Origin of the sequence: Anabaena sp. 4-3 (assembly GCF_001597745.1) — a bacterium.
Lineage (GTDB): Bacteria > Cyanobacteriota > Cyanobacteriia > Cyanobacteriales > Nostocaceae > Trichormus.
In genome coordinates this window covers 432,563-458,808 of sequence record NZ_LUHJ01000026.1, presented here as the reverse complement: position 1 = coordinate 458,808, position 26,246 = coordinate 432,563, and the positions used below count along the sequence as shown (strand labels likewise).

Below are 26,246 nucleotides of genomic sequence, written 5' to 3'. Positions count from 1 at the left end.
TTTCCCGCCGTAGGAAACTTTTCAAGACGAATTTTGAATTTTGAATTGATTTGTCCCCAATCCCTAATCTTGGGTTGGCTTTGGTCGTTTGATCGGTTTCGGGGTGGGTGTAGAGGACGGCGAAGACGGTTTTGGCATAGGTTTGGAAAATGCCGAGGGTTCGCCGCTTGTTCTCTTGACGGGGCGTGGAGTTTCTCCGGGTCGTCTGGGCGGGTATGGTTTTCTGCCAGCACCACGAGGGCCACCTTTGAAGGGTGGTCTACGTTTTTTGGGCAAGTCAGCGATCGCTTCTGCCGTTGAGACTACTAATACGTCCCCTTCTCGCTTGGCTTGGAAGTCCCAAAACTTGCCGACGGCTTTGGTGATTAACACGCCCCGCAGTTTTAACTTGAAATATTTGGGTTTGTCAGTTGGTTTACGTGGAGCTTGCTTAATTTTGACTACCAAGCTCTTACTATCAAAAGACTGATAAACTACTTCGCCACGTACAGAAAAACCACCATCGGGAATATGAGATGAAGGTACTGAGGGGCTGGTAATTTCTTGATTTTTTGGGGTTACACTCTCATCGGGTGTCTGTAATGCTTGTGACTCCGAATCTGGCTGATTTTCTGGAGTTGACTTTTTGGACAGACTTTCTGGCTCCCAAACCCCTACAATTTGCAGGTGTAAGCTGTCATTTTCTGGTCTGGTGCGGGGATAAACTACCCACAAATGATCCGCTTCTAGGTCTAGGTGATTTTTCACTAGGCTCATAATCCGACCGAGGAGGACGGCTTTGAGTTCTTGGCCATCTGAGGTCAGTAATTCGCCTTGAGTAAATTGTTCATCACTGGCTTTATAGCGTCCCCGGACTAAGCCGATGGCGCGGTATTGCATCGGTTCACTGGGGGGCGGAATCGGTTGTTGGCGATCAACTAAGTTATCATCGGATTCGGTTTCGCTAGGTTTGACAGGGGAATGCTCAAGCTTAGAGGGCTGGGTTGCTGCTACGTGAACGTTAGCAGCTGCCTCTGTTTTAGTTTGAGGCTCCTGGGAAGAAAAAGAGTTAGAGGATTCAGGCGAAGGCATCAGGTCGGAATTCATAAAAACTCCTTGGGCGGAGACACATCCCATTGTGGGACTTGACTAAGGCAGCTGGAAAGAGCGTTGATGCAATTGATGAAAGTATGTAGGCTTTCTCCCAAATTACATGAGAACGCTCTATACAATTTTAAAGACGCTAAATTCGGCATTCAGAATCTAAATGGTAATTTAGCGTCTTTACTCTAGTTTCGGAAGCATATCATAGCTTCCAGTTGGATGGCTCTTCCTAAAGTCATCACTTACTTTAACAGTGCAGATAATGATTTGTTATAAAATTCACTGGTAATTGGCACTTCTCCGCAAGCTTTTGGAAATTTTTAAGTTTCTAATTTGTGTCAATAATAATGGGATTAGAGTTTTGCAGAGGGAGTAAATCGTGTCTCAACCGCGCAATCGCTGGATAATTAAGGTTATTTTAGCACTGGCAGTGCTGACTTTTGTAGGTGTTTCTCTCGTTCCTATTATTGGTGCTATCAACAATACGACAGCCTCAAACCAGAATCCTGCTAGCCCCAGTAGCAATTCAGCCGCCTCTGAGCAAAAATCAAAATTGGAAGATACTGTACGGGGTTATGAACTGGTTTTACAACGGGAACCAGAGAATCAAACAGCACTTAAGGGTCTATTACAAGCGCGGCTACAACTGTTAAGTTTAAAACAAGGTAATATTCAAGGGGTGATTGAACCTTTAGAAAAGCTAGCTAAACTCAATCCTGAGCAGTCAGAATACAGTGTGCTATTGGCACAAGCTAAACAGCAAATTGGCGATAAGGAAGGAGCCGCCCAGGCTTATCGCACAATTTTAGCCACAAATCCCGGAGATTTGAAGGCTTTACAGGGAATGGTGGCTCTGTTGTTAGATCAGCAACGCCCAGAAGCCGCTATTGGTTTACTGCAAGATACTCTGACTAAGGCGGCTCAAGCTAATACAATTCAGCCGGGAAGTGTTGATGTAGTGGCTGTACAGATTTTATTAGGCAATGTTCACGCTAACCAACAACGCTATCCTCAAGCTATTGCGGCTTTTGATCAAGCTATGAAGAAAGCTCCCCAAGATTTTCGCCCGGTTTTGGCTAAGGCGATGCTGTTACAGGAACAGGGGAAAGCCGCAGAAGCTAAACCTTTGTTTGATAGTGCTGTGGCTTTAGCTCCCGCCCAATACAAGGATGAAATTAGCAAGGCGGCGACTGCATCCGCTACACCTACACCTGCTGCATCTCCTACACCTGCTACGGACAAGACTCCTCAGCCATGAGATGGGGGATTGGGGACTGGGGATTGGGGATTGGGGACTGGGGATGTGGGGGATGAGGTAGATGAGGGGGATGAGGTAGAAATTCTTTACGAATCAACCGTCAACTGTCAACCATCCCCATTTTGAATTTTGAATTTTGAATTTTGAATTTTGAATTGTTACGCTCCTTCAAAGGCGGCGACGACTCCAAAAATTAAAAATAAGCATCCCCCTGCAAAGGTGAGTTGACGCTCAGAAATTCTCCCGGCTATCATTTTGCCACCAATGACGGCGATCGCTGCACAAATGGCATGACCTAAAATTGCGCCTATAGTCACACCAATGGCGTTATTTCCGGCGGCTAGGGCGATGGTGGCTATTTGGGTGCGATCGCCCCACTCTGCCATAAATGTTAAAATAAATGCTTCTATGACAATCGATAAGGCTGTTTTTTGTTTTGGTAGTTGCAAGTCGGCTTTTTCGACTGCGGCTTTGGCTTCTTCTATTTCTTCGCTCATGGCGGCTTGTTCACCAGCCGCCGTCATCTTGCTAGCTTGGTATAACAACTTAATCCCAAAGACTAAAAATAATCCGATTTCAGCGTAATGAATATAAACTTTTGGTAATAAAGATGCTGCTTGCCCAAACAACACTGATAGGATAGTCATTGCAGCTAAAGCAGCTACCACTCCTGTAAATACTAATCGCCGTGAATGGTGCATGGATAATATCACGGCGATAAAAAAAGTTTTATCCCCTAACTCGGAAACTGTAATTAATAATAAACCTGCTGTAAACGCTGTTAGCACTGTCTCAAGCTCCTGAAAAATTGTGTAGGATATGAGCTTGATGAATGCCAAAAGACCTCACCAAGCTCACATCGCTATGTGAACTCAGTGAAGGTCTCGCTGCCAAATCTTGATTATTTGTCATCTGAACCAGGCTCATCGCCAGTGTGTTGATTCAGATGTACTGGCTGGGAAATTTTCGCCAGTAGCTACTCCCCTTCTATTTAAGTAAATAATACATCTATTGCAGGTATGAGTCAATATTATCTTTCGATAAATATTTGGGAAGTTGGGATTACAATCAAGAAAATTGTCCTCCAATGCTGATGATTGATTATCTAGAAACAGACTGGAGATGTAAATGACTACAGCAACCATCGCAACACCCAAAAAGGAATCACCTCTGCTGTTTGAGGGTTTGACATGGAGGGAGTTTAAAGCAGTTGAGCAGTTGTTAGACCGTCCTGGTTATCGACTGTCTTTTTTAGATGGTGTGTTGGAGATACGACGGAGGCCAGGAGAAGCGCACGAAACTGTTAAGGAAAGAATTGGCTCATTGTTAGAATTATACCTGTTGATAGCTGGGTTTGATTTTACTCCCACGGGTTCGATGACGTTGGAAAGTGAATCTGCTGCTGTCAAACGAGAAGCAGATGAATCTTATAAACTTGCTCCTGGGCGAGTGCGTCCTGATTTGGCGATTGAGGTGGTGTTTACCAGTGGTGGTATTAATAAGTTAGAGGCATATAAACGGTTGAAGATTCCAGAAGTTTGGTTTTGGGAAGATGGTGTATTGGAAGTTTATCACCTGCGGGGAGAAGCCAGTGCGCTTGAGTATGAAAGGGTTTCCAGTAGTGAGGAAGTGAAAGGAATTGATTTGGATTTGTTGTTACGTTGCATTAATATGGTTAATCATGTTGATGCTATCAAAACATTCCAACAAGGACTTGAGAAATAGTTGGCGATCGCACTCCATTAAAATTATTTAAGTAAGTAGGCTTAATTAATTGTTAGATAGTGGAACAGGCTTCTAGCCTGTTGACGGGCAAGACTTGTACTGAGCTTGTCGAAGTATGCCCATCCTACATTTTATATTTAATTGCAACCAGCTACTTACATAGCAAGCGATCGCTTGGACTAATATTTGGATTATACTGAAGATAATTGGCTATATTTAAGCATCCTTGCTGCATTAATTTATCTAAATCTAGATTCCACAATTTCACCCCAGCATCTTCACCACCACTGAGCAAAGCTTTATCATCGGGACTAAAACTAATACTGTTAATTTTGCCTTGATGTCCCCACAAAGTTTTTAGTAATGTCCCATTTGTAATATTCCATAACTTGATAGTATTATCGGCACTGCCAGAAGCTAAAATTTGACTATCTCTAGTGAAACTGAGGCTAGTTACACCGTCTGTATGTCCGGTGAGGTTTTGTAGTAGCTTACCGTCTGTGACTTGCCAAAGTTTGATAGAATTATCCCAACTAGCAGAGGCTAATATTTTACCATCAGGACTGAATTTTACGGCGGCGATCGCTAAACCATGTCCTAATAAATTATGGACTAGCTTACCGTCTTGCACTTGCCAAATTTTCACGCTATTATCAGCACTACTAGCAGCTAATAATTTACCGTCAGGACTATAATTAACACTTGTCACTTCATCTCTATAGCCTGTAATGGTTTTTAATAGTTTACCATTATTCAACTGCCAGATTTTCACAGTCTTATCAGCACTACCAGAGGCAATAGTTTGATTATCTGGACTAAAACTAATGCTGGTAATTCTGTCATTGTGTCCGCTTAAGGTTGTAATGAGCTTGCGAGTTTGACTATTCCAAATTTTAATCGTTTTATCTGCGCTAGCTGTTGCTAAAGTTTTACCATCAGGACTGAAACTAACTGCGTTAATTATATCTTGATGTGCTGTCAAACTAACCAATGGTACAGCCTGAAAAACTTTATCTCTCTGCCATATTTTCACCTTACCATCCCAACCAGCAGCAGCAAAGGTATTATTGGCAGGATGAAAACTCACAGAATTAGTATTATCTGATTGTAATTTATTGTTTAAATTTAATTGCCAAAGTCTAATAGTTTTATCACTACTAGCAGAAGCAATGATTTTACCGTCAGGATGAAAAGCTACATCTCTAACTTGTTCACCGTGTCCCTTAATAGTTGTAATTATTTTACCATCTAACCGCCAAATTTTAATTGAGTTGTCAGCACTGGCAGAGGCTAAAAGCTGACTGTTGGGACTAAAGTTAATACTGTTAACTTGGTCATTATGTCCTGCTAAAGTTTGTAAAAATTTGCCGTTATTGTGCCAAAGTTTGATAGTTTTATCATCACTAGCAGCAATAATTTTTCCGTTAGGACTAAACTTAATCTTAGTAATACGTCCTTGTCCAGTTAGAGTTTTAATTAAGTTACCATTGGCTATCTGCCAAAGTTTGATAAAATTATCTTCACCACCAGAGGCGATAGTTTTACCATCAGGGCTGAAGCTAACAGTATTTACCCAGCCATTATGAGCGTTCCAACTATTGATTAGTTTGCCATCGATTCGCCATAATTTTACAGTTTTATCAAAGCTGGATGAGACAATTAGTTGACTATTAGGACTAAAGCGGATATCTGTAATTATATCTGTATGTCCGGTCAATGTGTGAATTAACTGCCAGGAAGTTTTGAGAGCATAAATTTTAATAGTATTATCGGCAATAGCGGCGGCTAAATATTCACCATCTGGACTAAAAGCAATGGCTGTAATTCTGTGATGATTTCCGGTGATGGTTTGAATTAAGCGACCATCTGTAGACCAAATTTTGATAGTTTGGTCATCACTGGCAGAGGCGATAATTTTACCGTTGGGATGAAAAGTTACAGCATTGACTTGTTGCGTGTTACCTTCAAGGCGATTAATTTCTTGAGTTTGAGAAATCGCTTGTTGAAAAGTTGCCGCCGTGGCTATTTGGATTGGTTTTGCTGGTGAAAAAACTTGTTTAATTTCGCGTCCAGCTTTGACACTAGCAATTACACTTTCTAATTGTTGATGAGATAAGAGAAAAGCCTCGGAGGAAGCATTTAAGGCTGAGATTTCGCGTAATTGAGCCGCCCGTTTTTGGAAATAGGCTAAACCACCGAAACCACTAGCAGCTATTCCTAAAACACTGATGATAGCTACAGCCGTTTGTGCTTGTCGTAGTCGCTTTTTTTGGGCTAATTGTTGTTGTTGTCTAGCGTCTAAACAAGCAGCGATAAATTTCTGCACATCCGCCGATAATTCATCTGTGTATTGAATATAAATTTCTTCAGCTTCAGCGAGACGGATACCTTGCAATAAAAAATCTGACTGTTGATGATTTTGTTTCCAGAGAGTTGCAGCTTGTTCAATTTGACGTTGCGATCGCAGTCTACTCCGATTTTCCTCCAACCACCAGCGCAAAGTTGACCAATGACGAATCAGAATTTCATGGGCGACTTCGATGGTTACAGGGGGAGTGAGGGGAGATGAGGGGGATAGGGGAGTAAGGGAGGAGGGGAGATTTTCACCCAAGCATTCGTTAATTTTGAATTTTGTAGCTTGCTTCGACCTAGGAGTATTTTGAATTTTGAATTGATTTGTCCCCAGTCCCTCATCTTCTAAATTTACGACTATCAACTTCGCCGCAGTTAACGTTGAAAGGGTTCTGTTGACCAATTCATCGGGATATTTCTTCACCACTAACTCAGATTTTAATACCCGTCTTCGCGTGTCTTCTGTTCCTTCGCCTAACTGCGTTAGTGAGAGAAAAATCCATCTAGCGCATTCTTGCGCCTGTGAATCTAAATTTTCGTAAACTTCCTGGGCTTTGCGTTCTAATGCGCCTTTAATACCACCAATTTGCTGCTGATACGCTGTCAAGGTTAACTCCCCAGCTTGGCGATATTCCCATAACTGTTGTAGGACAAATTCCAACAGGGGTAAATCTCCCGCCGAGTGGTTTAATTCTTGTAGTAAAATTTCTACCAGTCCGGGTTCAACTTTTAACCCGACTTGTTCGGCTGGGTTGACGATAACACGACGGTAGTCGTCATCACTTAAATGTGGTGGGACTAATATACTAGATTGTTGTAATAAATTCGCTAGTGTGGGGACTTCCAAACAAGGGGCGATAAAGTCTGCACGTACAGTCACCACTAACTTAAATTTATCAGATGCGTAGGCGATCGCACCCAAAACCAATTCTAAAAATCTCTGTCTATCCTCAAGCGGTGCAAGGGTAAATAATTCTTCAAATTGGTCTACTACTAACACTATCATCGGTTCTGGACGACTACGCAACCAGTAGACAAAACCTTCTACTCCTTGGTAAAGCATTCCTTCGAGGACGAGGGGACTGGGGACTGGGGACTGGGGACTGGGGGGAGATGGGGGAAAAGTTTCTACCTTGTCTACCTTGTCCCCCTTGTCTACCTTGTCCCCTCCCCTCAACTCTCCCAACCGTCGCGCTAAAGCTTCTAACGGGTGTGCGCCTGGGCGTATGCTTTTAATTAACCAGGTATCACTACCGGGTAATTGTTTTCCTTGGCGTAGTTGCGCGATTAATCCTGCTTGTACTACTGAAGATTTACCACTACCAGACGCACCGACTACGGCTAAAAATGATTTGTGTGCAATGAGAGCAATTAATTGTTGCGTTAAAGATTCTCTACCATAGAAATATTGCGCGTCTTTTTCGCTAAAGGCTTTTAACCCACGATAAGGACAAATTTTTAAATCTAAAGCGGCTAATTTTTTCTGGTTGTTTGTACCAGTTGTAGCGGGAATAATTTCAATTACGCCTTGTGTACCTGATAGCCAAATTTGTAGGGTTAAAGATGGGGTGATTTGTGTCTGTGCGGCTAGATGAATTTGTAATTGGGTTATCCAAGCTGCTACTGATAAACCTGTAGAAACAGAAGCATTTTTTAAGGTTTCAATGAGTGCTTGAGTAAATAATTCTGGGTTATATTTGGGACTAATTGCAGTAATGATACATTGTCCGGTTTCTGAATTTAATTGTAAGTCTTCTATCCAGTCTTGCAATGCTACGTTATCACTGGCGACTGGACAATCTAAAATAATAATTTGTTGTGTCACCGGAGAACGGCGTAACTGTTGTCGGAGCCAAGAACGACTTAACCAAATATTATCTAATAAGACTAAGGCTGCTTCTCCGGTGGGGGTTTCTTCTAGTCGTCCTCGTAAATATAATAAAACGGTGATAGGTTCGTCAGTTTGTTGTCGCTGTGGTTGGTTGGTGGAACGGAGACATTCTTTAATGTTGTCACGGATATCTTGGGCGGTGGTGTTAGTTCCACGGGGTAAATATTCTAAGTCAAATGCTCCAGCACTAGCTAATATTTTACTGAAATCTAATGCTGTTTGTGCGCCGATAATGCCTTCTATGACTAGGGCTTGCCTGGGTGGTAATGATTGAGCGATCGCAGGTAATTTACCAATAATTAATTCCCCAATCCCCTCCACTATCCGCTTTGGTGTTTGTAGCGGATATTCACTATAAAGCTCGTTGTCTCCTTTCCCCCGTTTCTGTTGGTTAATTAACCTTAATTGTTGGTTAGTCTTATCTATATATTGTAGGGTTTTATGATAAACATAGCGATATAAACCATCAGCAGAAATCACACCTTGAGCATCCGCCGCATCCCCACGCAAGCCCCGCATCAAATAATATGTAAATACCCCATGTCCTAGTTCGGGAAACTCCCATGATTGTTGATTAGTGTCACAAGAAAGCAAAGCATAAAAACCTTGACTTTTCGCTGCGCGTTGCTGTAAGATTGAAACTAATTGCTGTGTGGGATTTAGCCCCCGTAATGTCATACCTCCACTATGACAGGCATCTAACCAAACTATCTGATTTTGGACACCGCTATTACTTAAATATTCTAATAATTCCTTAACAGCTAAACCTGTATTTTCTAAGTCGTCTTTTTGTGTATCCGCCAAACATAAAAATGCTTGCTGCGTGTTTGGTTGCAGCATTCCATGACCGGAAAAATAAAATAAAATTGTATCGGTAGGTTGGGCTGATTGGGTGATATGTTGTAAGCTATGTTTAATATTAGCTAACAGTGGTAATTCTGTTGCTAAATCATGATAAATGTTGATGTCTTTTTGGGAAAATTGCTCTTTAGTGGCATCTTTTAAAGCTGCTGCTAATGCTTGACAGTCTACGGCGGAATAACGCAGACATGGCAGTTGTGCATCTTGGTATTGGTTAACTCCCACCAATAGTAACCACAGTTTCGGGGTGACAGTGGTTTTAGTTTGTTTTGAGTTACTGGTAGCAACAGCACGGGGCATTTTCGTGAGAGAATAGAGAATGGAAGGAAGCAGGGGAGAATTTTCTCAATAATTCTTTAATTTTGAATTTTGCGAAAAGTTCTGTAGGCGGGTTTCCCGCCGTAGGAAACTTTTCAAGACGAATTTTGAATTGATTTGTCCCCAGTCCCTATTTTCTATTAGATACCGTGGCAAGTTTTTATGCAGGGATAAAAAATTAAACGCAGATAAACGCAGATATAGCTTGCTTCTCTTACGAGACGCTACCGCGAACCCGCAGGGTACGCAGATGAATATGTATCCCTAAGTTTAAATGTTGAGGCGACCTGTGGTCAATAATTGATATCCGCCGATAAAACAAGCCATTGACAGGCAAAATTGCCAAAGACTTGTAGGACTAAGAATAGCACGGCTACTGAGAAAAATTAGCAAAATTCCTATTCCCAATGCTACCCAACCTACAGATTTATCTTGACGGGGTAGCACAAATAACATTAAAATTCCAGAGGTGAGACAGAGTATGGAAGCATCAGCAGCTATTCCACGCCACCAATAAGGATATACGTTGGTAGTAAAGTAAATATTTTGACCAAGGAAGTAAACTCCGGCTAGCAGTAATGCTAAACCTATCAATTTGAATAAAAATCTCATTATGTGGATGGTGATGAAGTTCTTAGCTGAGAATGTGCAAAGGAAGGGATGAGGGAACACTAAAAATAAATTATCCCAATTTGGTTGTCGGTAGGTTGTGTCAGTTAGATGAAACCTGACAATACCAATAAATTCTTTGTAGAAATACGCCCTAAAGATTGGTTATTTTTGCAGGATGATTATTTAGGACATTGTGGTAAACTTCTTTCAGCGTAGTAGCAATCAAAATAAATGAGAGCGTCCCTAGTAGAGTTGAAGTATCTAGTTACTCTGTATGGGCTACTTTTGGGGTTGGCATTACGTAACCAAATTTTTAAATAGTAATTCTTGTTATCATCAGTAGACCATAATTCGTAACGGTAATCTCCTCCTATTCCCTGGCTGGTTAAGTAGTCAGCTAAGGCTATATTTGATATCCCCAGAATGCTAAATGCAGTCACAACAGGAATTACAGCTAGTTTTAGGATTTGGCTGATTTTCATAAATGCACAAAAAACTCACTTTATCTAGATTTCTACATAAATGTATGTGCTTAAAACCGTAATAATATGGAACATTGTGTAATGATATTGTAAAGACAGCAGTTTGTACAGTCATTGACTAACAACTAATGACCAATGACTGCCAGAATTTTGAATTTTGAATTTTGAATTTTGAATTCGGAGCGGAGCGACGTGACTAATAACTAATCCCCAAAACATAATTGATAATCTTCTGTGGTGATATTGGGGTTAGTTGTGAGATAATCGGCTAGGCGATCGCACGCTTGATTGAGTAGTTGATCTAAGTTAGGGGTTTGTAGTTCTATTCCTTCTAAGTTCCACAGTTTGACTGTACTATCCTGCCCCCCAGACACCAATAGCTTACCGTTGGGACTAAAGCTAACACTCTTGACACCGCCTTGATGACCTGGTAATGTTTTTAATAAAGTTCCATTGGCAACATTCCACAGTTTAATTCTGCCGTCATCACTAGCCGAGGCCAAAGTTTTACCATCCGGTGAGAAACTGACGTTAAATACTAAATCATTATGCCCTTCTAGGGTGTTGAGTAATTCACCGTCTAAATTCCAAAGTTTTATGGTTTCATCCTGACTAGCTGAGGCAATGGTTTGTCCATCAGGAGAAATATTCACACTCCAAACACTGGCACTGTGACCTTGTAAGGTATTTAATAGCTTACCGTTTAAGTTCCAAATTTTAATAGTTTTATCAGCACTAGCAGAAATAATTCTCTTACCGTCTGGGGTAAATTTGATATCTGTCACCCAACCATTATGTCCTGAAAGAGTATGCAGGAAACTACCTTGTACAGTCCAAAGTTTGATGGTTTTGTCTGCGCTACCAACGGCGATGAGTTGATTATCTGGGCTGAAACTCATGCTTGTTACCCAATGGCTATGATTTTGCATGGTGTGCAGTAATGTACCATTGCGATCGCGAATTTGAATCCTTTGATCTGCACCTGCTAATGCTACTCTATTACCATCAGCACTCAAGCTGATACTGGCAACATCAGGAATAGGAGCAGTCAAAGTTTTAGTTAATTTTCCGTCTAAAGTCCAAAGCTTGATGGTATAATCAGCACTTAAAGAGGCGATGCTATTACCATCATTGATAAAGCTCACCCGATTAACGCTACTTTTATCCCCATCAAAAGTTTTGGGTACTGTTCTTTCCACATTCCACAGTCTCACGGTATTATCATGACTAGCGGCAGCGAGAATCTTACCATCCGGGCTAAAACTGAGACTGTTGACTTCATGCTTATGCCCTAGGAATGTTTCCAGTAAATTACCATCCATTGACCAGATTTTAATAGTTTTATCCGCACTGGCAGTAGCAATCATCTGTGCATCGGGGGAAAAAATCACTCGCCAGACATCTTCATTATGTCCTTCCAAAGTTCTGAGTAAAGTACCGTCACGAGTCCAGAGTTTCACTGTATGATCGGCACTAGCAGAAGCTATGGTTTTACCATCCTGGCTAAAAGTGACACTCCACACCTCCTGAGTATGGGCGGGGATAGTTGTGAGCAGACGACCGTCTAAACTCCATAATTTAATCGTACCATCATCGCTAGCAGAGGCGATAGTATCACCTTCTGGGGAGAAGCTGACAGAATTCACACCCCCCTGATGGCCGTTGAGTGTGAGAATTAGCTGTCCGTCACGAGTCCAAAGTTTGATCGTATTGTCAGCACTGCCAGAGACGATAATTCGACTATCTGGGGAGAAGCTGACACTATTAACTGCACGAGTATGACCCTTGAGAGTGGTAAGTAATTGACCGCTACGATTCCAGAGTTTAATGGTATTGTCAGCACTACCAGAGGCTAACATTTTCCCATCTGGGGAAAACATCACACTATTGACTCCATCGGTGTGATTTGTTAACATGGACATTAGATTGCCATTTCTGTGCCAAATTTTAATTGTATTGTCAGCACTGCCAGCCGCTAATATCTCACCATCCGGCGAAAAACTGACGCTAGTTACCCAAGAATTATGTAGAAAGCGGTTACGTTCCTGGGTACTGTAAACAGCTTGTTGGAGGATAGTTGCCGTTTGATTACGGACATCGACGGGTAGTCCGAAGTTGATTCTTTGCACTTCTCTGCCAGCTTGCACACCAGCTAACAATGCTTCTAACTGCTGATGGGAAAGAAGGTAATTTCTGGAAAGGGAATTGACAGCTTGAATTTCTTGTAACTGGGCTGTTTGGGTTTTCTGGTAAGCAAACACTGCTAAACCAAAAGCTGTCAATCCTAGGGTGCTGATAATAGCTATAGCCCTTTGCGCTCGTCTGAGGCGGTTTTGTTCTTTGAGTTGTTGCCGTCGTCTTTCTTGTAAACTTGCCGCAATGTAGTTCTGTGCATCCAAAGACAACTCATCAGTATAATTGAGATAAATTTCTTCGGCTTCTGCTAGGCGTACACCTTGGAGGAGAAATTCAGCTTGGCGGTGATGTTGCTGCCATAAATTAGCAGCTTGTTCAATTTGACGCTGCGATCGCAGTTTACTACGATTTTCCTCTAACCAGCAGCGTAGTGTTGACCAATGGCGAATTAAAATTTCATGGGCTACTTCTACAGTGACGCAGGGAATAGGAGATGAGGAAGTGGGGGGAGAATTGCTAGCTTGTCTTCCTGGTTTTTCTAGTTCCCCTATCGTTTCATCTTCTACATTGACTACTACCAACTTAGCGGCAATTAATATCTGCAATGTTCTTTCCACCAAAGCCGCCGGGTATTTTTTCACAACTAACTCTGATTTCAATACCCGTCGTTTAGTATCTTCTGTACCTTCACCCAACTGTGTCAGGGTTAAAAAAATCCACCGGGCGCATTCTTGCGCTTCTGGTTCTAAACTATCATAGACTGCTTGGGCTGTCTTTTCTAACGCGCCTTTGATTCCGCCCAAATATTGCTGATATGCTTGTAAAGTGATGACTCCATGCTCACGGTACTCCCATAATTGTTGTAGAACAAATTCCAACAATGGTAAATACCCAGGTGAGTAGTCTAACTCCTGCAATAATGCCTCTAGCAAGTCTGACTCGACTGTTAACCCGACTTGTTTGGCAGGTTGCAGAATAATGCGACGATATTCTTCTTGACTTAAACCAGGCGGTAAAAAGATACTCGACTGCTGTAAAAGCTGGGCTAAGGTTGGTACTTCTAAACAAGGTGCAATAAAATCAGCCCGTAAAGTGATGATGAGTTTTAACTTTTCGGGTATCTGTGCCAGTGTTGTCAAGACAATTTCCAGAAATCTTTGTCTATCTTCACTCGCTGCCTGGGTAAATAATTCTTCAAACTGATCTATTACTAAAACTACCATTGGTTCAGGACGCTGCTTCACCCAATCAGCCCATTCTTCCCCACCTTGGTGAAATATATGCGGCAATTGCATTTGCTGATAGGGTTTTTCTTCCTCAGCTGCGCTATCAACCAAGCAACGACATAAAGCCGCTAGAGGATTTGCACCAGGGCGAAAGCCGTTTATCCACCAGTCTTGAGTGCCGAGTAATTGTTTCCCCTGCCGCAGTTGCGCCATGACACCAGCCTGCACTAAGGAAGATTTGCCACTGCAAGAAGCCCCCACCACAGCGATAAATGACTTTTTCCCTAATTCAGCGATTATCTGCTGGGTGAAGGTTTCTCTACCATAGAAATACTGAGAATCTTCTTCCCTAAAAGCTTGTAAACCGCGATAAGGACAAATATTTAAATCAATAGATTTTACCAACTTCATTCTAGAAATTTAACAACAAGTTAAGACACTGTTATATTTTATAGGCTGATTAATTTTGACAAATCTGAGTATAAATATTGGCGGGATTTCTGTAAGATAATTGTTCGGGTTTAACTGCGAGATACTTGTGAACATCTCTATGGGTAGTTGATTTTCAACTATAGCACTTTGTCAGCGCATCAAAAAAAAACGCCAAACTGGCTACACAGACAAAATTCACTCTGCTAGAGTATTGCCAGTAAAGTGATTGCACTCCTGATTGCATAAGGTCTAAGCTCCTTCTGCTCACAAAAAAGCAGGCTAAATTAGTTTAGTCTGCTGCCATTATAGTTGATAGTAGCGATCGCGATACACTCTCCTGTCTTCAAACGCAATGTTAGACTGATCACATTTGTTGATTTCCTCTGCTATATACCTCGTTCATGTACATAATGAATGAGGTTTTTTTCTCAGATGCTTTTCCAAATGGTTATTACTAGGATTAGACAACAGCAGTCGTAGCTTTATTTACTTGAATTTATGCCAATTACACCCGTGATAATTAACACAATCGAAATAAATTTGACCAAGTTCATAGACTCACGAAACCAAATAATCCCTATACTAGCAATTAAAGCAGTTCCTAAACCTGACCAAATAGAATATGCAACACCAACATCAAGTTTTTCTAAGGCGAGGGTAGAGAAGGTAAAACCAACCCCATAAAATACAAATATCAAAATGGAAGGAATAAGATTATTAAATCCTGCTGATAATTTCATACAGGTTGTGCCTAGAACTTCAAAAATAATTGCTCCCAGCAGGTAAACCCAATTGATTAACATATTTTTCGGTAAATTTTAACAATCATCCAGAGTTATTCATTGCCTCTGCTCTATCTCAATCCTATGAGTAATTACTTGAGTAATTCTGCTATGTAGATAACAACTAATGGATTTAGTCATTAGTCATTAGTCATTAGTCATTAGTCATTTATTCTTCCTCATCCTCCTCATCTCCCTCATCCTCCTCATCTCCCTCATCTCCCTCATCCCCCTCATCTCCCTCATCTTCCCATTTCCCAAAGATTCTTTAATTTTGAATTGATTTGTCACCATCAGAACGGTTTACCGTACCTTAAATACGGTTTTTACACGTTCGGAAATCATCATTTATCAGGTGATAAAAACCGAATTTGCACCACCTACATTTATGAATAAGATAAAAACAAATCAAAAGTTTAAAGCATTAATTGATTCTCAAAACAAACCATATAGGAGGTAGTGATATGACACTGGTACGTTGGAATCCTTGGCAAGAGTTGAACACAATACAACGCCAACTAAATCGGATTTTTGAAGAAGATATGTTACCTACCACAATCTTTGATAGAACTTTAGTGAAAGTTCCGGCGGCTGAATTACATGAAACAGATGATGCTGTGCATCTAAAGTTAGAAATCCCTGGGATGGAAGCTAAAGATATAGATTTACAAGTCACTGATAAGGCTGTTTACGTGAGGGGTGAACGTAAATCTGAAACTAAGACGGAAGATAAAGGTACTATCAAGAGTGAATTCCACTATGGTAAATTCCAACGTGTGATTCCTTTACCTGTTCGCATTCAAAATACCAATGTCAAGGCAGAATATAAAGATGGTATCTTAAATTTAATTTTGCCGAAAGCTGAGGAAGAAAAAAATAAAGTTGTTAAAATTAATCTAGATTCTGTTGGTTAATTAAAAGATACCCGACTTATAAAAAAAGTCGGGTGTTTTTTTCTAAATCATTCAGGATGGTGATAAAATTGGGCGATCGCTTGCACAAATCCCTCAAATGAACTAAAGTCTGTAGAGACAATATCTACATTTATCCCCATGTTTTTGGCGTTAGCTGCTGTGTAAGGGCCAAAACAAGCTATGATACATTTTTCTAACTCGCTTTTTGAGTTAAGCATTGTTAAGAAACTGGTGATTTCGGCTGTACTACTAAAGGCAATAACATCAATCAAGCCTTGAGAAATTAAGCTTAATTCCAATGGGTAAATATTTTTATCTAAACATTGAGTTATATATGTAGAAATCCGGGTGACTTGCATTCCTAATTTTTGTAAATCCGCTATTAAGTTAGGAACTACATTTGGTTCAGGTATACCAATAACTTCTGGCGCAGGGACTAAAACTTTTTTGCCAGCAATTCCAGGTATTTGACATAGTTCGTTGACAATTCCCTTCGGACTAGATTCCTTGGGGATCAAATCAACTTTGTCACAGAAAGATAATAATATATCTGCATCTTTACCCAATGCACATAGTTGGCAATTTTGCAATTGAGATAAACATATATTTAGTTCATACATTCGCTCAAAAAAAGCGATGATGCCATTTCTACTGGTAAAAGTAATCCAGTCAAATTGACTGATAGTTTTGAGAGCCGCATCTAAATATGTATAATTAGATAAATTGCAAGTTTCGATAGTGGGCATGAGTATAGGCAGTCCACCTTGAGAAATGATTTGTGCAGATAACCGAGATGCGTAATTTCTAGGGGCTGTCACTAGGATTCTTTTGTTATATAAAGGTAATAGGCAAGATGCAGTCAGCAAGTTAGTTTTTCTCAATTGGGAGTGCATAATTAAGTCCAAATTTTCTGATGATTAAATGCGAGAGGTTGGATAACCAATAAACGGCATAATTACATAATTAGGTGTTGTTAAGGTATAACCAGAGGTGTGGGTGTGCTAGCAAATATCCGAGCCGCAATTTTTGATATGGATGGGTTGCTGTTTGATACAGAAAGCATTGCGCGCTGGGCTTGGAAACAAGCTTTAGCCAGTCATGGCTATATTATGAGTGATGATTTTTATTACGAGTTTGTCGGGCGTGATTTATCTTGGCGGGAAAAAATTCTCAAACAAAGATACGGTAATCATTTTCCTTTTGAGTCGGTGACAGCACAACGGATCGAAATAGGCGATCGCCGGGAGTTGCAAGAAGGTTTACCATTAAAAGCAGGTGTATTAGATTTATTGCGTCAGTTAAAGCATTTGGGGATAGTCATCGCCTTAGCCACAGGCACATCACGCAGTCGCACCATTCGCCGTTTAACCAACGCCGGAATTCTGCATTACTTTACAACCATTGTCACCAGTGAAGATGTTGCTGAAGGTAAACCCGCACCAGATATCTATTTAGAAGCCAGTCGCAGAATTAATGTTGCACCTGTGCAGTGTGTGGTGTTTGAAGACTCTTGTGTAGGGATAGAAGCCGCCTTTAGTGCTGGGATGTACCCAATTATGGTTCCCGACATCGAACAACCATCACCAGACATCAAGTGTTTAGCTTATCAAGTGTTGGACTCTTTAACCCAAGCTAGTGAGTTATTAGAACAGAGTTTAGGCGTTAGAAGTTAGGCATTGGCTATAAAATCAAGTCAAAAGTTTCAAAACCTTGTAGAGACGTTGCATGCAACGTCTCTACGGTGCAGTTGTAAGTAACGTCTCTATACTGTAGTCTAACTAGCCGAAAACTGATGTCATCATCTGATTTGAAGCGAACAGGATATGATATCACGTCCGGCTAATTACTTATGAAAAGTTGTCGATGCTAATCTTTTCTTGTTCCCTGTTCCCTGTTCCCTGTTCCCTGTTCCCTAGCACAACAGATATGATAACTATTCAAACGGACATGATATGACTAGCCGCAGAACATGAAGCGTAAATTAACCCAGATATTTTGCAGAAGTTACCCCAACCTTGCGGTCGGGGCTACTTTTGCTACACCCCTTGCACAATATAAATAATACCAGTGTGAATCACTAAATGGTTGCCAATTTGGCACAAAGTTGTGTTTCGGAAAGTGATTAATGATATTTTGCATAGTGAATCTTACTTTCCAGTCAGTAGTATACTTGACTCGGCTTTGAGATGAGCAATCTTGAAGCTGCGTTGACATTTAGGAATTTTGCAGGTGGAATTTATGTTAAGTCCTGTAATAACGATTGGTATATTTCAGAAACAATCTGACCATAAAGTATTTTCAGCCGGTGAAGTCATCTTTACAGAAGGACAGCCTGGTGAATATATGTATGGTATTGTAGAGGGAACAGTAGATATATCAGTCAATGGTAAAGTTGTAGAAACTATTGAGGCTGGTGAAGTATTTGGTGCTGGTGTATTGGTAGGCGTACAAAACAGGACTTATACTGCGATCGCGCACTCTGATTGTAAACTCGCTTACTTAAATGAAAAGCGGTTTCTGTTTGCTGTTCAAGAAACGCCAATGTTTGCTCTAATGGTGATTAAGAATTATTCAGAACGCTTGACTCGTTTGCAGCATTTACTGTAAGAGGATGTTGGAACAGTATTGTTGTTCATAGCCAATGCTGGGAAACCTCACCCCCCTCACCCCCCTTCCCCACATTCGCGCAGCGTGCCGCAAGGCAGGGAATGGGGGGATATGTATAGATGTTTCATAACAATGGGATGAGTTTGTAGGAATGTTTTTAGTTTAGCAAGGAAGAACGCAAAGTTTTAAGCAACTGCAAATTCTGTATATTGTCTGATGTCGGCTGGTTGGAAGGCTAAAACAATTTGATTTTTAGGAATACCAGCGTTAACAAGTTCGTTTGCTATACCGTATTCTGTTCCGTCTCTTTGAATCCAGATTTTATCGTTGATAATGTCAATATGGACTAAGCAACCATGCACCCGTTGATTATTTTCCCATCCTAATGTTAGTAATAGGTAATGGTTGGCGTTTTGGTCTATTATTAGTTGTCTTTCTAGTTCTCCGTAAGCGTAGGGTAGTTGGGAATATTCGGTTAATATTTTTTGAATAATTTGGCGATAATTATCTAAGGTATCCATTGCAGTATCACCTCTCGTTTTGAATCGAATACAAGTAAACAAAGGCGTTGATTTTCTAATAATATTTTACCAATTGGTTCTTGAAATAGTTCGGAGTAGGTTTCTTGACGAATAGCGAGATATAAGCGACGGTCAGGTTCTAAGCGACTGAGGATGTCATAATATAGGATATATTGCCCTAAAGCGTTTTCTAAGTCGGTGACTGGAGAAGCACCTATAAAGCTTTTAATTTCGACTGCTATTTTCTGTCCAGTTTTGTCGGCGGCTATAAGTTTTTCTGCACCTAAGTCTATATATAAATCTCTTGTACCCGATTGTATAATAAATGGATCTTTGGTGATTTGCTAATTATCTTTTTCTAGGGAATTTCTCACGGAATTATGGTAAATATCTCTAGCTGGCATAGGGTTAATTTTATACTATAATATATACTATATAAGTTTGCACATTTACAAAAAAATATTTATATTCGTAGGTTGGGTTAAGCAAAGTGCAACCCAACGCAATCAAATTATAAAGATGTTGGGTTTCGTTACTCAACCCAACCTACATCTGAAAAATAATTGATGTGTTACACTTGGTTAACGCACCCTACTTATACTACAACAGTCCTACCAATATTTTGATTTGTTAATGGATAAGAAATATGAATAAAAATTTCAACAAAAATCCTTTCGATAAAAAAATAAGAGGCTTAGAATATTACAATAAGTTACAAATATTTGCTGAACAAGAACTTGATAATCGGTTTGAAGATTTAGCACTTTTTATAAGAAATGTCATACTTGAGCAAGATACACCAAGATCACTAGCTCATGAGTTATACAAATATGACCTAATTATACTTGTGCCAGTAAATAAAAATTTTCCAAATAGATTAGGCATTACTATAAATATCGAATGCTGCACACAAATTTATAATCATCAAGATAGTAAGTATATAAAAATTCAAGATTTTCTAGCTGCTCCCATTATTAAATACGAAAATCAATTATATACCTTACAGAATTTTGTGTTTGCAATTGCCTATAATGGTTCTATTCATTGGCAACCTAATTTTGAAGTTAATCAGCCTGATTTAAATAAGCTATATCATGATGTTATTTGTGAAATACCAGAAACATATTTACGGTTAACTCATGATATAGCTCGTTGCCTTGTCGCTGCCTACAAGGATATTTTTGAAAAATTTAATGGCGATAACAACGGCTACTCTGCTATTATGAACCGCCAACCTATGATTGTCAATAATGGCAAGCTAATCAAGGACGGTTATGATAATCCAACTTGTTGGTTTAACAATTCTTACATACAAATTCCTATACGAGAACAAGCGAATTTTGGAATTAGAATTTGTCTAGAATTACAATTACAACAAATAAATAAACAAGGCTTTATATTTGTTTATGGCAATAAGCAAAAAGAAAAGGAAAAAAGTAATATTTTAGGCTTATCTTGTCAACAAACTACAAAATTTTTAATTTTTGAAACTTTTGGCTCTCAAAGGCGATTATTAAATAAAATAATTGCCAAACTTCCTATTAGTTCGGAGATGATGCAAAAACCCTTTAAGTTAGAAGTGTCACTCTATAAAAACGGATATATCAGTTTAGCTGTAAACGAATATTTAAAATATTGCGAAAAAATACCTACTAATTTCTCTATTTATAATGGCAAATTAATTATTGGAGCAAACCTTGATGGAGAAAAATTCGGTAATTTTTTATGTTCTGTAAACTCTATAGAAGCTATTAACCACCAAAACATTATACATACTATCTTTATGTCTGGGGTAAGGCAACTTTCTGGATTGGATGGTCTGCAACTACCTCCTGATATAATAAAACGTCCTGCTCTACGTTAGTTAATTTTTTTATCTAAAGCAAGCAGTTTAAAATTCAATGAGAGTTTAAACCGATGCAAAACCAGTAAACTGCCTAACATAAGGTGATCTAAAACCTAAAACAATATCAGATTTCGGAACACCTAATTCTACCAACTCATTAGCTACCCCTTCCTCTGTAAAATCGCACTGAATCCAGATTTTTCCGTTGATAATATCTATATGAATCATTGAACCATAAGTCCGTTTTTCACCTTCCCATCCTAGATGAATTACTAAATAATGATCTCTTTGATTATCAAATATTAATTGTAGTTCTGTTCCCTTAGCTAAATGACTTTCTGTATGTCTTGCTAATACAGTCTGTACTAATTCAGAATAATTTATTCCTTCCATAAAACAATCTCCTGTTTGCTACCTTCAAATATCAATAATTTTAAGTTATGTTCACCAATTATGTTTTGAATCACAGGTTTCAGAAAAAATGCTGTATATATTTCATAACTAATTGCTAAATATAAAATACGATCAGGTTCTTCTGTTCTTAAAATAGAACGGTAATTAAGTGTTTGTCCTAAAGCTGTATGAAATTCACTAATTGCCGATTTCCCTAAAAAAGATTTTATCTCAACAGCGATTTTTTGTCCTTCTTTTTCTGCGCCTAAAAGTCGCTCTGCTCCTAAATCAATACGAAATTCTATAGTATCTACTATAAATATTAAAGGATCAGCAGTAATTAACCAACCATCTTTCTCTAAAGCTAACCTAACTGCATTATGAAAAATATCCTTCGCTGACATAAAAACATAAAGCCATATTTTCTATCTTAGATTATACCTAAATTCTCAAGCAATACCTTCTTCTCTTCTTCCCTTCTTCCTTCGTGTCCTTCGTGTCTTCGTGGTTCGTTAAAAAAAAGGAACAAGCAAAACGCCCATCCCCAAAAAACTATTAATAATTTAGCTTCCAAACCCCCCCAGAACTGAAGTTCCGGGCTAATAGCCAAAGTAAACTTTAGTTTACTAAAAGACCTTCATTTTCCCTAGTCATCTTTAGATGACTTCAACTATTAGACAGGGAATTAATTCCCTGTCGGGATATGGGTTTTAAATGATTAAGTTCCAGACTGCCAAGAATTGATATACTCAATCTGATCTGCTGTCAAACTATCAATTGCAATACCCAAAGCTTGCAACTTCAAACGAGCAATTTCTTGATCAACCTCAGTGGGAATAGAATACAAACCAGGTGCTAATTTACCCTTATTCTTCACCAGGTATTCACAAGCTAACGCTTGGTTAGCAAAACTCATATCCATCACCGCGCTAGGATGTCCTTCCGCAGCAGCGAGGTTAACTAAACGACCTTCACCCAGTACAATCACAGATTTACCACTGTTGAGGATATACTGCTCTGTGAAAGGTCTAACAGTCTTGATTTCCTTGGCTTGACTTGCTAAGTATTTCAAGTCTAACTCAATATCAAAGTGACCAGAGTTACAAACGATCGCACCATCTTTCATTAGGTCGAAGTGTTCACCCCGGACTACGTGCTTGTTACCTGTCACGGTAATAAACAAATCACCATGAGGTGCAGCTTCAGACATGGGTAACACCCGGAAACCATCCATTACCGCTTCAATCGCTTTAATCGGGTCAATTTCGGTAACGATAACGTTAGCACCCAAACCACGCGCCCGTAAAGCAGTACCTTTACCGCACCAGCCATAACCAGCTACTACAATGGTTTTACCAGCCAGCAAGATGTTTGTAGCGCGGATAATGCCGTCTAAGGTAGATTGACCTGTACCGTAGCGGTTATCAAAGAAGTGCTTGGTGTCTGCGTCGTTAACGTTCATCGCGGGGAAGGTTAACACCCCATCGTTTAACATAGCGCGTAAACGCACAATCCCGGTGGTGGTTTCTTCTGTAGTCCCAATTAAATCAGAAATTTGGTGCTGACGGTTTTTCACCAAGTCTGCAACTACATCGCTACCGTCATCAATAATAATGTTGGGACGGTGGTCTAAGGCGATTTGCACGTGGCGGTTGTAGGTTGCCGCATCTTCGCCTTTAATCGCAAATACAGGAATTTCGTAATCAGTGACTAAGCAAGCTGCTACGTCATCTTGAGTTGATAAAGGGTTACTGGCAATTAACACAGCATCAGCACCACCCGCTTTGAGCGCGATCGCTAGGTGTGCGGTTTCTGTGGTAACGTGGGCGCAAGCTACAAGACGCAGCCCGGCAAATGGTTTTTCTTTCTCAAAGCGATCGCGGATTTGCCGTAATACAGGCATTTCCCGTCCAGCCCATTCAATACGCTGTCTTCCCAAGGGAGCGAGGGCGAGGTCTTTAACCTCGTGCTTTAATCGGGGAGAAGTTGCGGTCATTAACAATTACCTCAAAAAAGTAAAAAAAGCTACGTAATTTGTTACGTGCTTTACTATAGTATGCCACGACTAGGGAGGGGAATTCAAAATTCAAAATTCAAAATACCCTGCGGGAACGCCAAAGGCGTACAAAATTCAAAATGAAGATGGTTGACTGTTGACAGCTGACTGGGTAAAAGTCTTCTCCCCCCACTCCCACATCCCCCACATCCCCCTCATCTCCCCCCACTCCTTCATCTCCCCCCACTCCCTCATCCCTACCAAGGGATAAATCGCCGTCTGAGATGGGTGAGGCAGGCTTTTAGCTGTTTTCCCTTGCCTCTTTCCTGTTTAACTGCATATCTGGCTTTTTTCTTTTACATTTATTTTTGGTAAGAGTATACAGATTGGCAACTCTTATGATTACTTCTCATGACAGATGAACTCATTTGTCATCTATCTCAAGGATTAGAATACCCCAACTTAATTGTATGGGAATAAAACTTAACTTTTGATAGGTACATTTACCCAAGTAACAAGTTAAATGTGAAAGGTGGTTTGAGGAGCAGTCTACAGTAAATTTCGCTAAAGGAGGTCTTTGAGTGCGCTTTAAATTTTTGGCGATCGCTCGATGCACGATAGCTGTGGCGGTGACAACGGCAGCAACAGCAGGTTCTAGCCAGTCAGTACCCGGCTTTTTGGGTAGTAAACCAGTATGGGGTGGATCTGCGGCGATCGCAGGTACAACAGCGTTGAATGTTGCTTCTGTGCCGAAAGTTACTGCCCAGATTCCTCTTTTACCTCAATTGCCAGCTCCTAACAATCTGAGCAATGAAACGAATAACCGAACTGTATCAGATTGGGTGTATTTGGATGGTAGGCGATTATTTCAAATTGCCGCATCCAGAAGCAACTTTTCAGATCGTTCGCAAAATATCCAACAGAATCTCTCACAAATCAGTACAAAATTCTTTCGCTCAGATGCACAACAAGTTGAAGTCAATACCCGCACAGTCAATGGATTACCAATCATTGAAGTCAACGGTAAATACCTGATGACTGTCACCACCGCAGACGCTAGACTGCAACAGATAGATCCCTCAATCTTGGCACAACAAATTGTTGAAGATGTGAAAACCGGGCTAGAACGGGCTAAACGAGAGCGACAGCCGCAATTTCTGCTCAACCAAGGTAAAATCGCTGCTGGTATCGCCCTCGCCATGCTTGTAGCTGGTTGGGGAGTTTATACTTGGCAGCGTCGTTCTAAACAAAATTCCATAGAACCTATTCCCGCCCCTTCACAAGACGCTGAAAATATTACATCTCAGCTAAATCAACAGCAACATCAACATTTTCAAGAAGTCAAAAAACGCTTGTTTCAAATCACCCAAGGGGGGATTTGGGGCGGTGGTAGTTTTATCATTTTGGGTTTATTTCCTTATACCAGGGTATTGCAAGTAGGGATTGTCACAGCCGCCCAAATTCCTTTAAAATTGGGTCTAATTATAGTCGGGACTTATGTAGTTATTCGTCTGAGTTTTGCCCTAATTGACCGCTTCACCTCAACCCTCATCAGCAGTGGTGCTTTATTAAATTCCGCAACCTCCGAACGTTTGAAACTGCGAGTTTCTACATTCTCTGGTGTAACTAAAAGTATTGTGACTTTGATTTGGGTGGGGGTTGGCATTCTCCTAGCCTTGATTTTCTTTGGTATCGATATCGTCCCCCTGCTAGCGGGTGCGGGTTTAGTCGGTGTGGCGGTGTCTTTAGCTTCGCAGAACTTGATCAAAGATGCGATTAATGGCTTTTTGATCATCATTGAAGATCAGTATGCTTTAGGCGATGTGATTGCTGTGGGAGATGTCGGCGGCTTAGTCGAAAATCTCAACTTACGGATGACACAGCTACGAGACGCAGAAGGACGCTTGATTACGATTCCCAACAGTGAAATTAAAGTGGTGGCGAATCTTTCGAGTCGTTGGTCAAGAGCCGATTTAACGATTCCAGTGGCTTATCATACTGATATTGAACAGGCTTTGCAGTTAATTAAAGATGTGGCTCTCAACATGAATCAAGATCCACAATGGAAACGCCAAATTGTGGAAACACCCCAAGTTTTAGGGATAGATAATTTTGGCGATCGCGGTTTGATGATTCGCGTCTGGATTAAAACCCAACCTCTCAAACAATGGGATGTAGCGCGAGAATACCGTCGTCGTCTGAAAATCGCCTTCGATCAAGTCGGCGTTGACATTCCCGTACCTCAGCAAGCAATTTGGGTGAATGATGTTCAGTTATTGAACTCTCCAGAGAACGGTAAATCTTTTTAACCTCTGTTGCTTGAGAGAGTAGGGAGTAGGGGAGCAGGGGAGAAGAACTTTTTCCCAATCCCCAGTCCCCAATCCCTGTTTAGTACAAATGTACTATAATAGTTCTAACGTCGAAAAAGCCTAGTACAGCAAGATAACAGCTATGTCACGGTCTTCTGGAAGAGGGATTAAAGGATCTGGTAAAATGATGAAACATTACATTCTCAATCTCAACCCCACCGCCAAGCATGAATGGGATCGTTGCATCCTCAGAGATCCGCTTACAGCAAAACGTCCAGACATTGCTAAATTAATTGCTGAAGCAGTAGGTGCTGATACAGGTAGTTATTTAATCAGTGTAAATATTGAAGTTCAGGTGTTAGAACAAGCGGCTGTACCTCAAACCGAACAACTGGCTTTACCATTATCAGAGGTGGATATCCCCACGCAACTGCGGGAAGTAGCCTAGTTAATTGATCACTGCAATTATACTTGATTCCTTGATGTAGAGACGTTATGTATA

General features: G+C 40.4%; 19 protein-coding genes and 1 pseudogene. 8 read left to right on the top strand and 12 right to left on the bottom strand.

Annotation, left to right across the window (positions count from 1 at the left end; all coding sequences use genetic code 11):
• Positions 1 to 63: 63 nt before the first annotated feature.
• Positions 64 to 1,086 (bottom strand): hypothetical protein, encoded by a 1,023-nt coding sequence (locus tag A3775_RS08485; protein ID WP_066377682.1) that lies wholly within the window; start codon positions 1,084 to 1,086, stop codon positions 64 to 66.
• Between the two features lie 376 nt (positions 1,087 to 1,462).
• On the opposite strand from A3775_RS08485, the gene A3775_RS08480 reads away from it, so the two are divergent.
• A complete protein-coding gene (locus A3775_RS08480) occupies positions 1,463 to 2,341 on the top strand; it encodes a tetratricopeptide repeat protein (RefSeq protein WP_066377688.1) in 879 nt (292 codons plus the stop codon).
• 158 nt (positions 2,342 to 2,499) lie between these two features.
• On the opposite strand, the gene A3775_RS08475 is transcribed toward A3775_RS08480, so the two are convergent.
• Positions 2,500 to 3,129: a TMEM165/GDT1 family protein gene (locus A3775_RS08475; protein WP_066424537.1), complete on the bottom strand. Its 630-nt coding sequence runs from the start codon at positions 3,127 to 3,129 to the stop codon at positions 2,500 to 2,502.
• Positions 3,130 to 3,469: 340 nt separating this feature from the next.
• Here A3775_RS08475 and A3775_RS08470 point away from each other — a divergent pair, with 340 nt between their 5' ends.
• Positions 3,470 to 4,066, top strand: coding sequence for a Uma2 family endonuclease (locus A3775_RS08470; RefSeq protein WP_066424535.1), 597 nt, complete (start codon positions 3,470 to 3,472; stop codon positions 4,064 to 4,066).
• A gap of 151 nt (positions 4,067 to 4,217) precedes the next feature.
• Here A3775_RS08470 and A3775_RS08465 read toward each other — a convergent pair whose 3' ends face one another.
• The 4 genes and pseudogenes from A3775_RS08465 to A3775_RS08445 all read right to left on the bottom strand — a co-directional run bounded on the left by A3775_RS08465 (position 4,218) and on the right by A3775_RS08445 (position 15,179).
• The gene (locus A3775_RS08465; RefSeq protein ID WP_066424533.1) at positions 4,218 to 9,470 is read right to left on the bottom strand and encodes an eIF2A-related protein; all 5,253 of its coding nucleotides are present in this window, start codon (positions 9,468 to 9,470) and stop codon (positions 4,218 to 4,220) included.
• Between the two features lie 288 nt (positions 9,471 to 9,758).
• Entirely contained in the window at positions 9,759 to 10,100 is a 342-nt protein-coding gene (locus A3775_RS08460; protein ID WP_066377692.1) for a hypothetical protein, read from the bottom strand.
• 685 nt (positions 10,101 to 10,785) lie between these two features.
• A pseudogene (locus A3775_RS08450) lies at positions 10,786 to 14,340 on the bottom strand (hypothetical protein); the annotation flags it as partial.
• A gap of 518 nt (positions 14,341 to 14,858) precedes the next feature.
• On the bottom strand, positions 14,859 to 15,179 hold the full coding sequence (locus A3775_RS08445; RefSeq protein WP_066377695.1) for a multidrug efflux SMR transporter: 321 nt from the start codon (positions 15,177 to 15,179) through the stop codon (positions 14,859 to 14,861).
• Positions 15,180 to 15,622: 443 nt separating this feature from the next.
• Between A3775_RS08445 and A3775_RS08440 the strand changes: the two genes are divergently transcribed.
• Positions 15,623 to 16,072, top strand: a complete 450-nt coding sequence (locus A3775_RS08440; protein ID WP_066377697.1) for an Hsp20/alpha crystallin family protein — start codon at positions 15,623 to 15,625, stop codon at positions 16,070 to 16,072.
• A gap of 47 nt (positions 16,073 to 16,119) precedes the next feature.
• On the opposite strand, the gene A3775_RS08435 is transcribed toward A3775_RS08440, so the two are convergent.
• On the bottom strand, positions 16,120 to 16,965 hold the full coding sequence (locus A3775_RS08435; RefSeq protein WP_066424531.1) for a uroporphyrinogen-III synthase: 846 nt from the start codon (positions 16,963 to 16,965) through the stop codon (positions 16,120 to 16,122).
• Positions 16,966 to 17,070: 105 nt separating this feature from the next.
• On the opposite strand from A3775_RS08435, the gene A3775_RS08430 reads away from it, so the two are divergent.
• Together A3775_RS08430 and A3775_RS08425 are read left to right on the top strand one after the other, a co-directional pair.
• A complete protein-coding gene (locus A3775_RS08430; protein ID WP_066377790.1) occupies positions 17,071 to 17,745 on the top strand; it encodes an HAD family phosphatase in 675 nt (224 codons plus the stop codon).
• A 565-nt stretch (positions 17,746 to 18,310) separates the two neighbouring features.
• Positions 18,311 to 18,679, top strand: a complete 369-nt coding sequence (locus A3775_RS08425) for a Crp/Fnr family transcriptional regulator (RefSeq protein ID WP_066377702.1) — start codon at positions 18,311 to 18,313, stop codon at positions 18,677 to 18,679.
• A 185-nt stretch (positions 18,680 to 18,864) separates the two neighbouring features.
• Here the strand turns inward: A3775_RS08425 and A3775_RS08420 are convergent, their stop codons facing one another.
• Both A3775_RS08420 and A3775_RS23490 read right to left on the bottom strand, forming a co-directional pair.
• On the bottom strand, positions 18,865 to 19,200 hold the full coding sequence (locus A3775_RS08420) for a XisI protein (RefSeq protein WP_066377704.1): 336 nt from the start codon (positions 19,198 to 19,200) through the stop codon (positions 18,865 to 18,867).
• Positions 19,188 to 19,541, bottom strand: coding sequence for an element excision factor XisH family protein (locus A3775_RS23490; protein WP_255363859.1), 354 nt, complete (start codon positions 19,539 to 19,541; stop codon positions 19,188 to 19,190). The genes A3775_RS08420 and A3775_RS23490 overlap by 13 nt, the downstream gene beginning before the upstream one ends.
• A 305-nt stretch (positions 19,542 to 19,846) precedes the next feature.
• Here A3775_RS23490 and A3775_RS08415 point away from each other — a divergent pair, with 305 nt between their 5' ends.
• The gene (locus A3775_RS08415) at positions 19,847 to 21,064 is read left to right on the top strand and encodes a hypothetical protein (protein WP_066377706.1); all 1,218 of its coding nucleotides are present in this window, start codon (positions 19,847 to 19,849) and stop codon (positions 21,062 to 21,064) included.
• 45 nt (positions 21,065 to 21,109) lie between these two features.
• Here the strand turns inward: A3775_RS08415 and A3775_RS08410 are convergent, their stop codons facing one another.
• From A3775_RS08410 to ahcY, 3 genes are all read right to left on the bottom strand, one after another.
• The gene (locus A3775_RS08410) at positions 21,110 to 21,439 is read right to left on the bottom strand and encodes a XisI protein (protein ID WP_066377707.1); all 330 of its coding nucleotides are present in this window, start codon (positions 21,437 to 21,439) and stop codon (positions 21,110 to 21,112) included.
• Entirely contained in the window at positions 21,427 to 21,843 is a 417-nt protein-coding gene (locus A3775_RS08405; protein ID WP_066377709.1) for a XisH family protein, read from the bottom strand. Before A3775_RS08405 ends, A3775_RS08410 begins: the two co-directional genes overlap by 13 nt.
• Before the next feature lie 314 nt (positions 21,844 to 22,157).
• Positions 22,158 to 23,435 (bottom strand): adenosylhomocysteinase, encoded by a 1,278-nt coding sequence (ahcY, locus tag A3775_RS08395; RefSeq protein ID WP_066377711.1) that lies wholly within the window; start codon positions 23,433 to 23,435, stop codon positions 22,158 to 22,160.
• 677 nt (positions 23,436 to 24,112) lie between these two features.
• Here ahcY and A3775_RS08390 point away from each other — a divergent pair.
• Positions 24,113 to 25,744 (top strand): mechanosensitive ion channel family protein, encoded by a 1,632-nt coding sequence (locus A3775_RS08390; RefSeq protein WP_066424569.1) that lies wholly within the window; start codon positions 24,113 to 24,115, stop codon positions 25,742 to 25,744.
• Between the two features lie 184 nt (positions 25,745 to 25,928).
• Positions 25,929 to 26,192, top strand: a complete 264-nt coding sequence (locus A3775_RS08385; RefSeq protein ID WP_066424567.1) for a hypothetical protein — start codon at positions 25,929 to 25,931, stop codon at positions 26,190 to 26,192.
• Positions 26,193 to 26,246: the final 54 nt, after the last annotated feature.

Excerpts from the sequence above, each read along its gene's own strand:
- A3775_RS08485 (WP_066377682.1), bottom strand. The coding sequence starts at position 1,086 with ATGAATTCCGACCTGATGCCTTCGCCTGAATCCTCTAACTCTTTTTCT.
- A3775_RS08470 (WP_066424535.1), top strand. The coding sequence starts at position 3,470 with ATGACTACAGCAACCATCGCAACACCCAAAAAGGAATCACCTCTGCTG.
- A3775_RS08465 (WP_066424533.1), bottom strand. The coding sequence starts at position 9,470 with ATGCCCCGTGCTGTTGCTACCAGTAACTCAAAACAAACTAAAACCACT.
- A3775_RS08460 (WP_066377692.1), bottom strand. The coding sequence starts at position 10,100 with ATGAGATTTTTATTCAAATTGATAGGTTTAGCATTACTGCTAGCCGGA.
- A3775_RS08445 (WP_066377695.1), bottom strand. The coding sequence starts at position 15,179 with ATGTTAATCAATTGGGTTTACCTGCTGGGAGCAATTATTTTTGAAGTT.
- A3775_RS08440 (WP_066377697.1), top strand. The coding sequence starts at position 15,623 with ATGACACTGGTACGTTGGAATCCTTGGCAAGAGTTGAACACAATACAA.
- A3775_RS08435 (WP_066424531.1), bottom strand. The coding sequence starts at position 16,965 with ATGCACTCCCAATTGAGAAAAACTAACTTGCTGACTGCATCTTGCCTA.
- A3775_RS08425 (WP_066377702.1), top strand. The coding sequence starts at position 18,311 with ATGTTAAGTCCTGTAATAACGATTGGTATATTTCAGAAACAATCTGAC.
- A3775_RS08420 (WP_066377704.1), bottom strand. The coding sequence starts at position 19,200 with ATGGATACCTTAGATAATTATCGCCAAATTATTCAAAAAATATTAACC.
- A3775_RS08415 (WP_066377706.1), top strand. The coding sequence starts at position 19,847 with ATGAATAAAAATTTCAACAAAAATCCTTTCGATAAAAAAATAAGAGGC.
- A3775_RS08410 (WP_066377707.1), bottom strand. The coding sequence starts at position 21,439 with ATGGAAGGAATAAATTATTCTGAATTAGTACAGACTGTATTAGCAAGA.
- A3775_RS08405 (WP_066377709.1), bottom strand. The coding sequence starts at position 21,843 with ATGTCAGCGAAGGATATTTTTCATAATGCAGTTAGGTTAGCTTTAGAG.
- ahcY (WP_066377711.1), bottom strand. The coding sequence starts at position 23,435 with ATGACCGCAACTTCTCCCCGATTAAAGCACGAGGTTAAAGACCTCGCC.
- A3775_RS08385 (WP_066424567.1), top strand. The coding sequence starts at position 25,929 with ATGATGAAACATTACATTCTCAATCTCAACCCCACCGCCAAGCATGAA.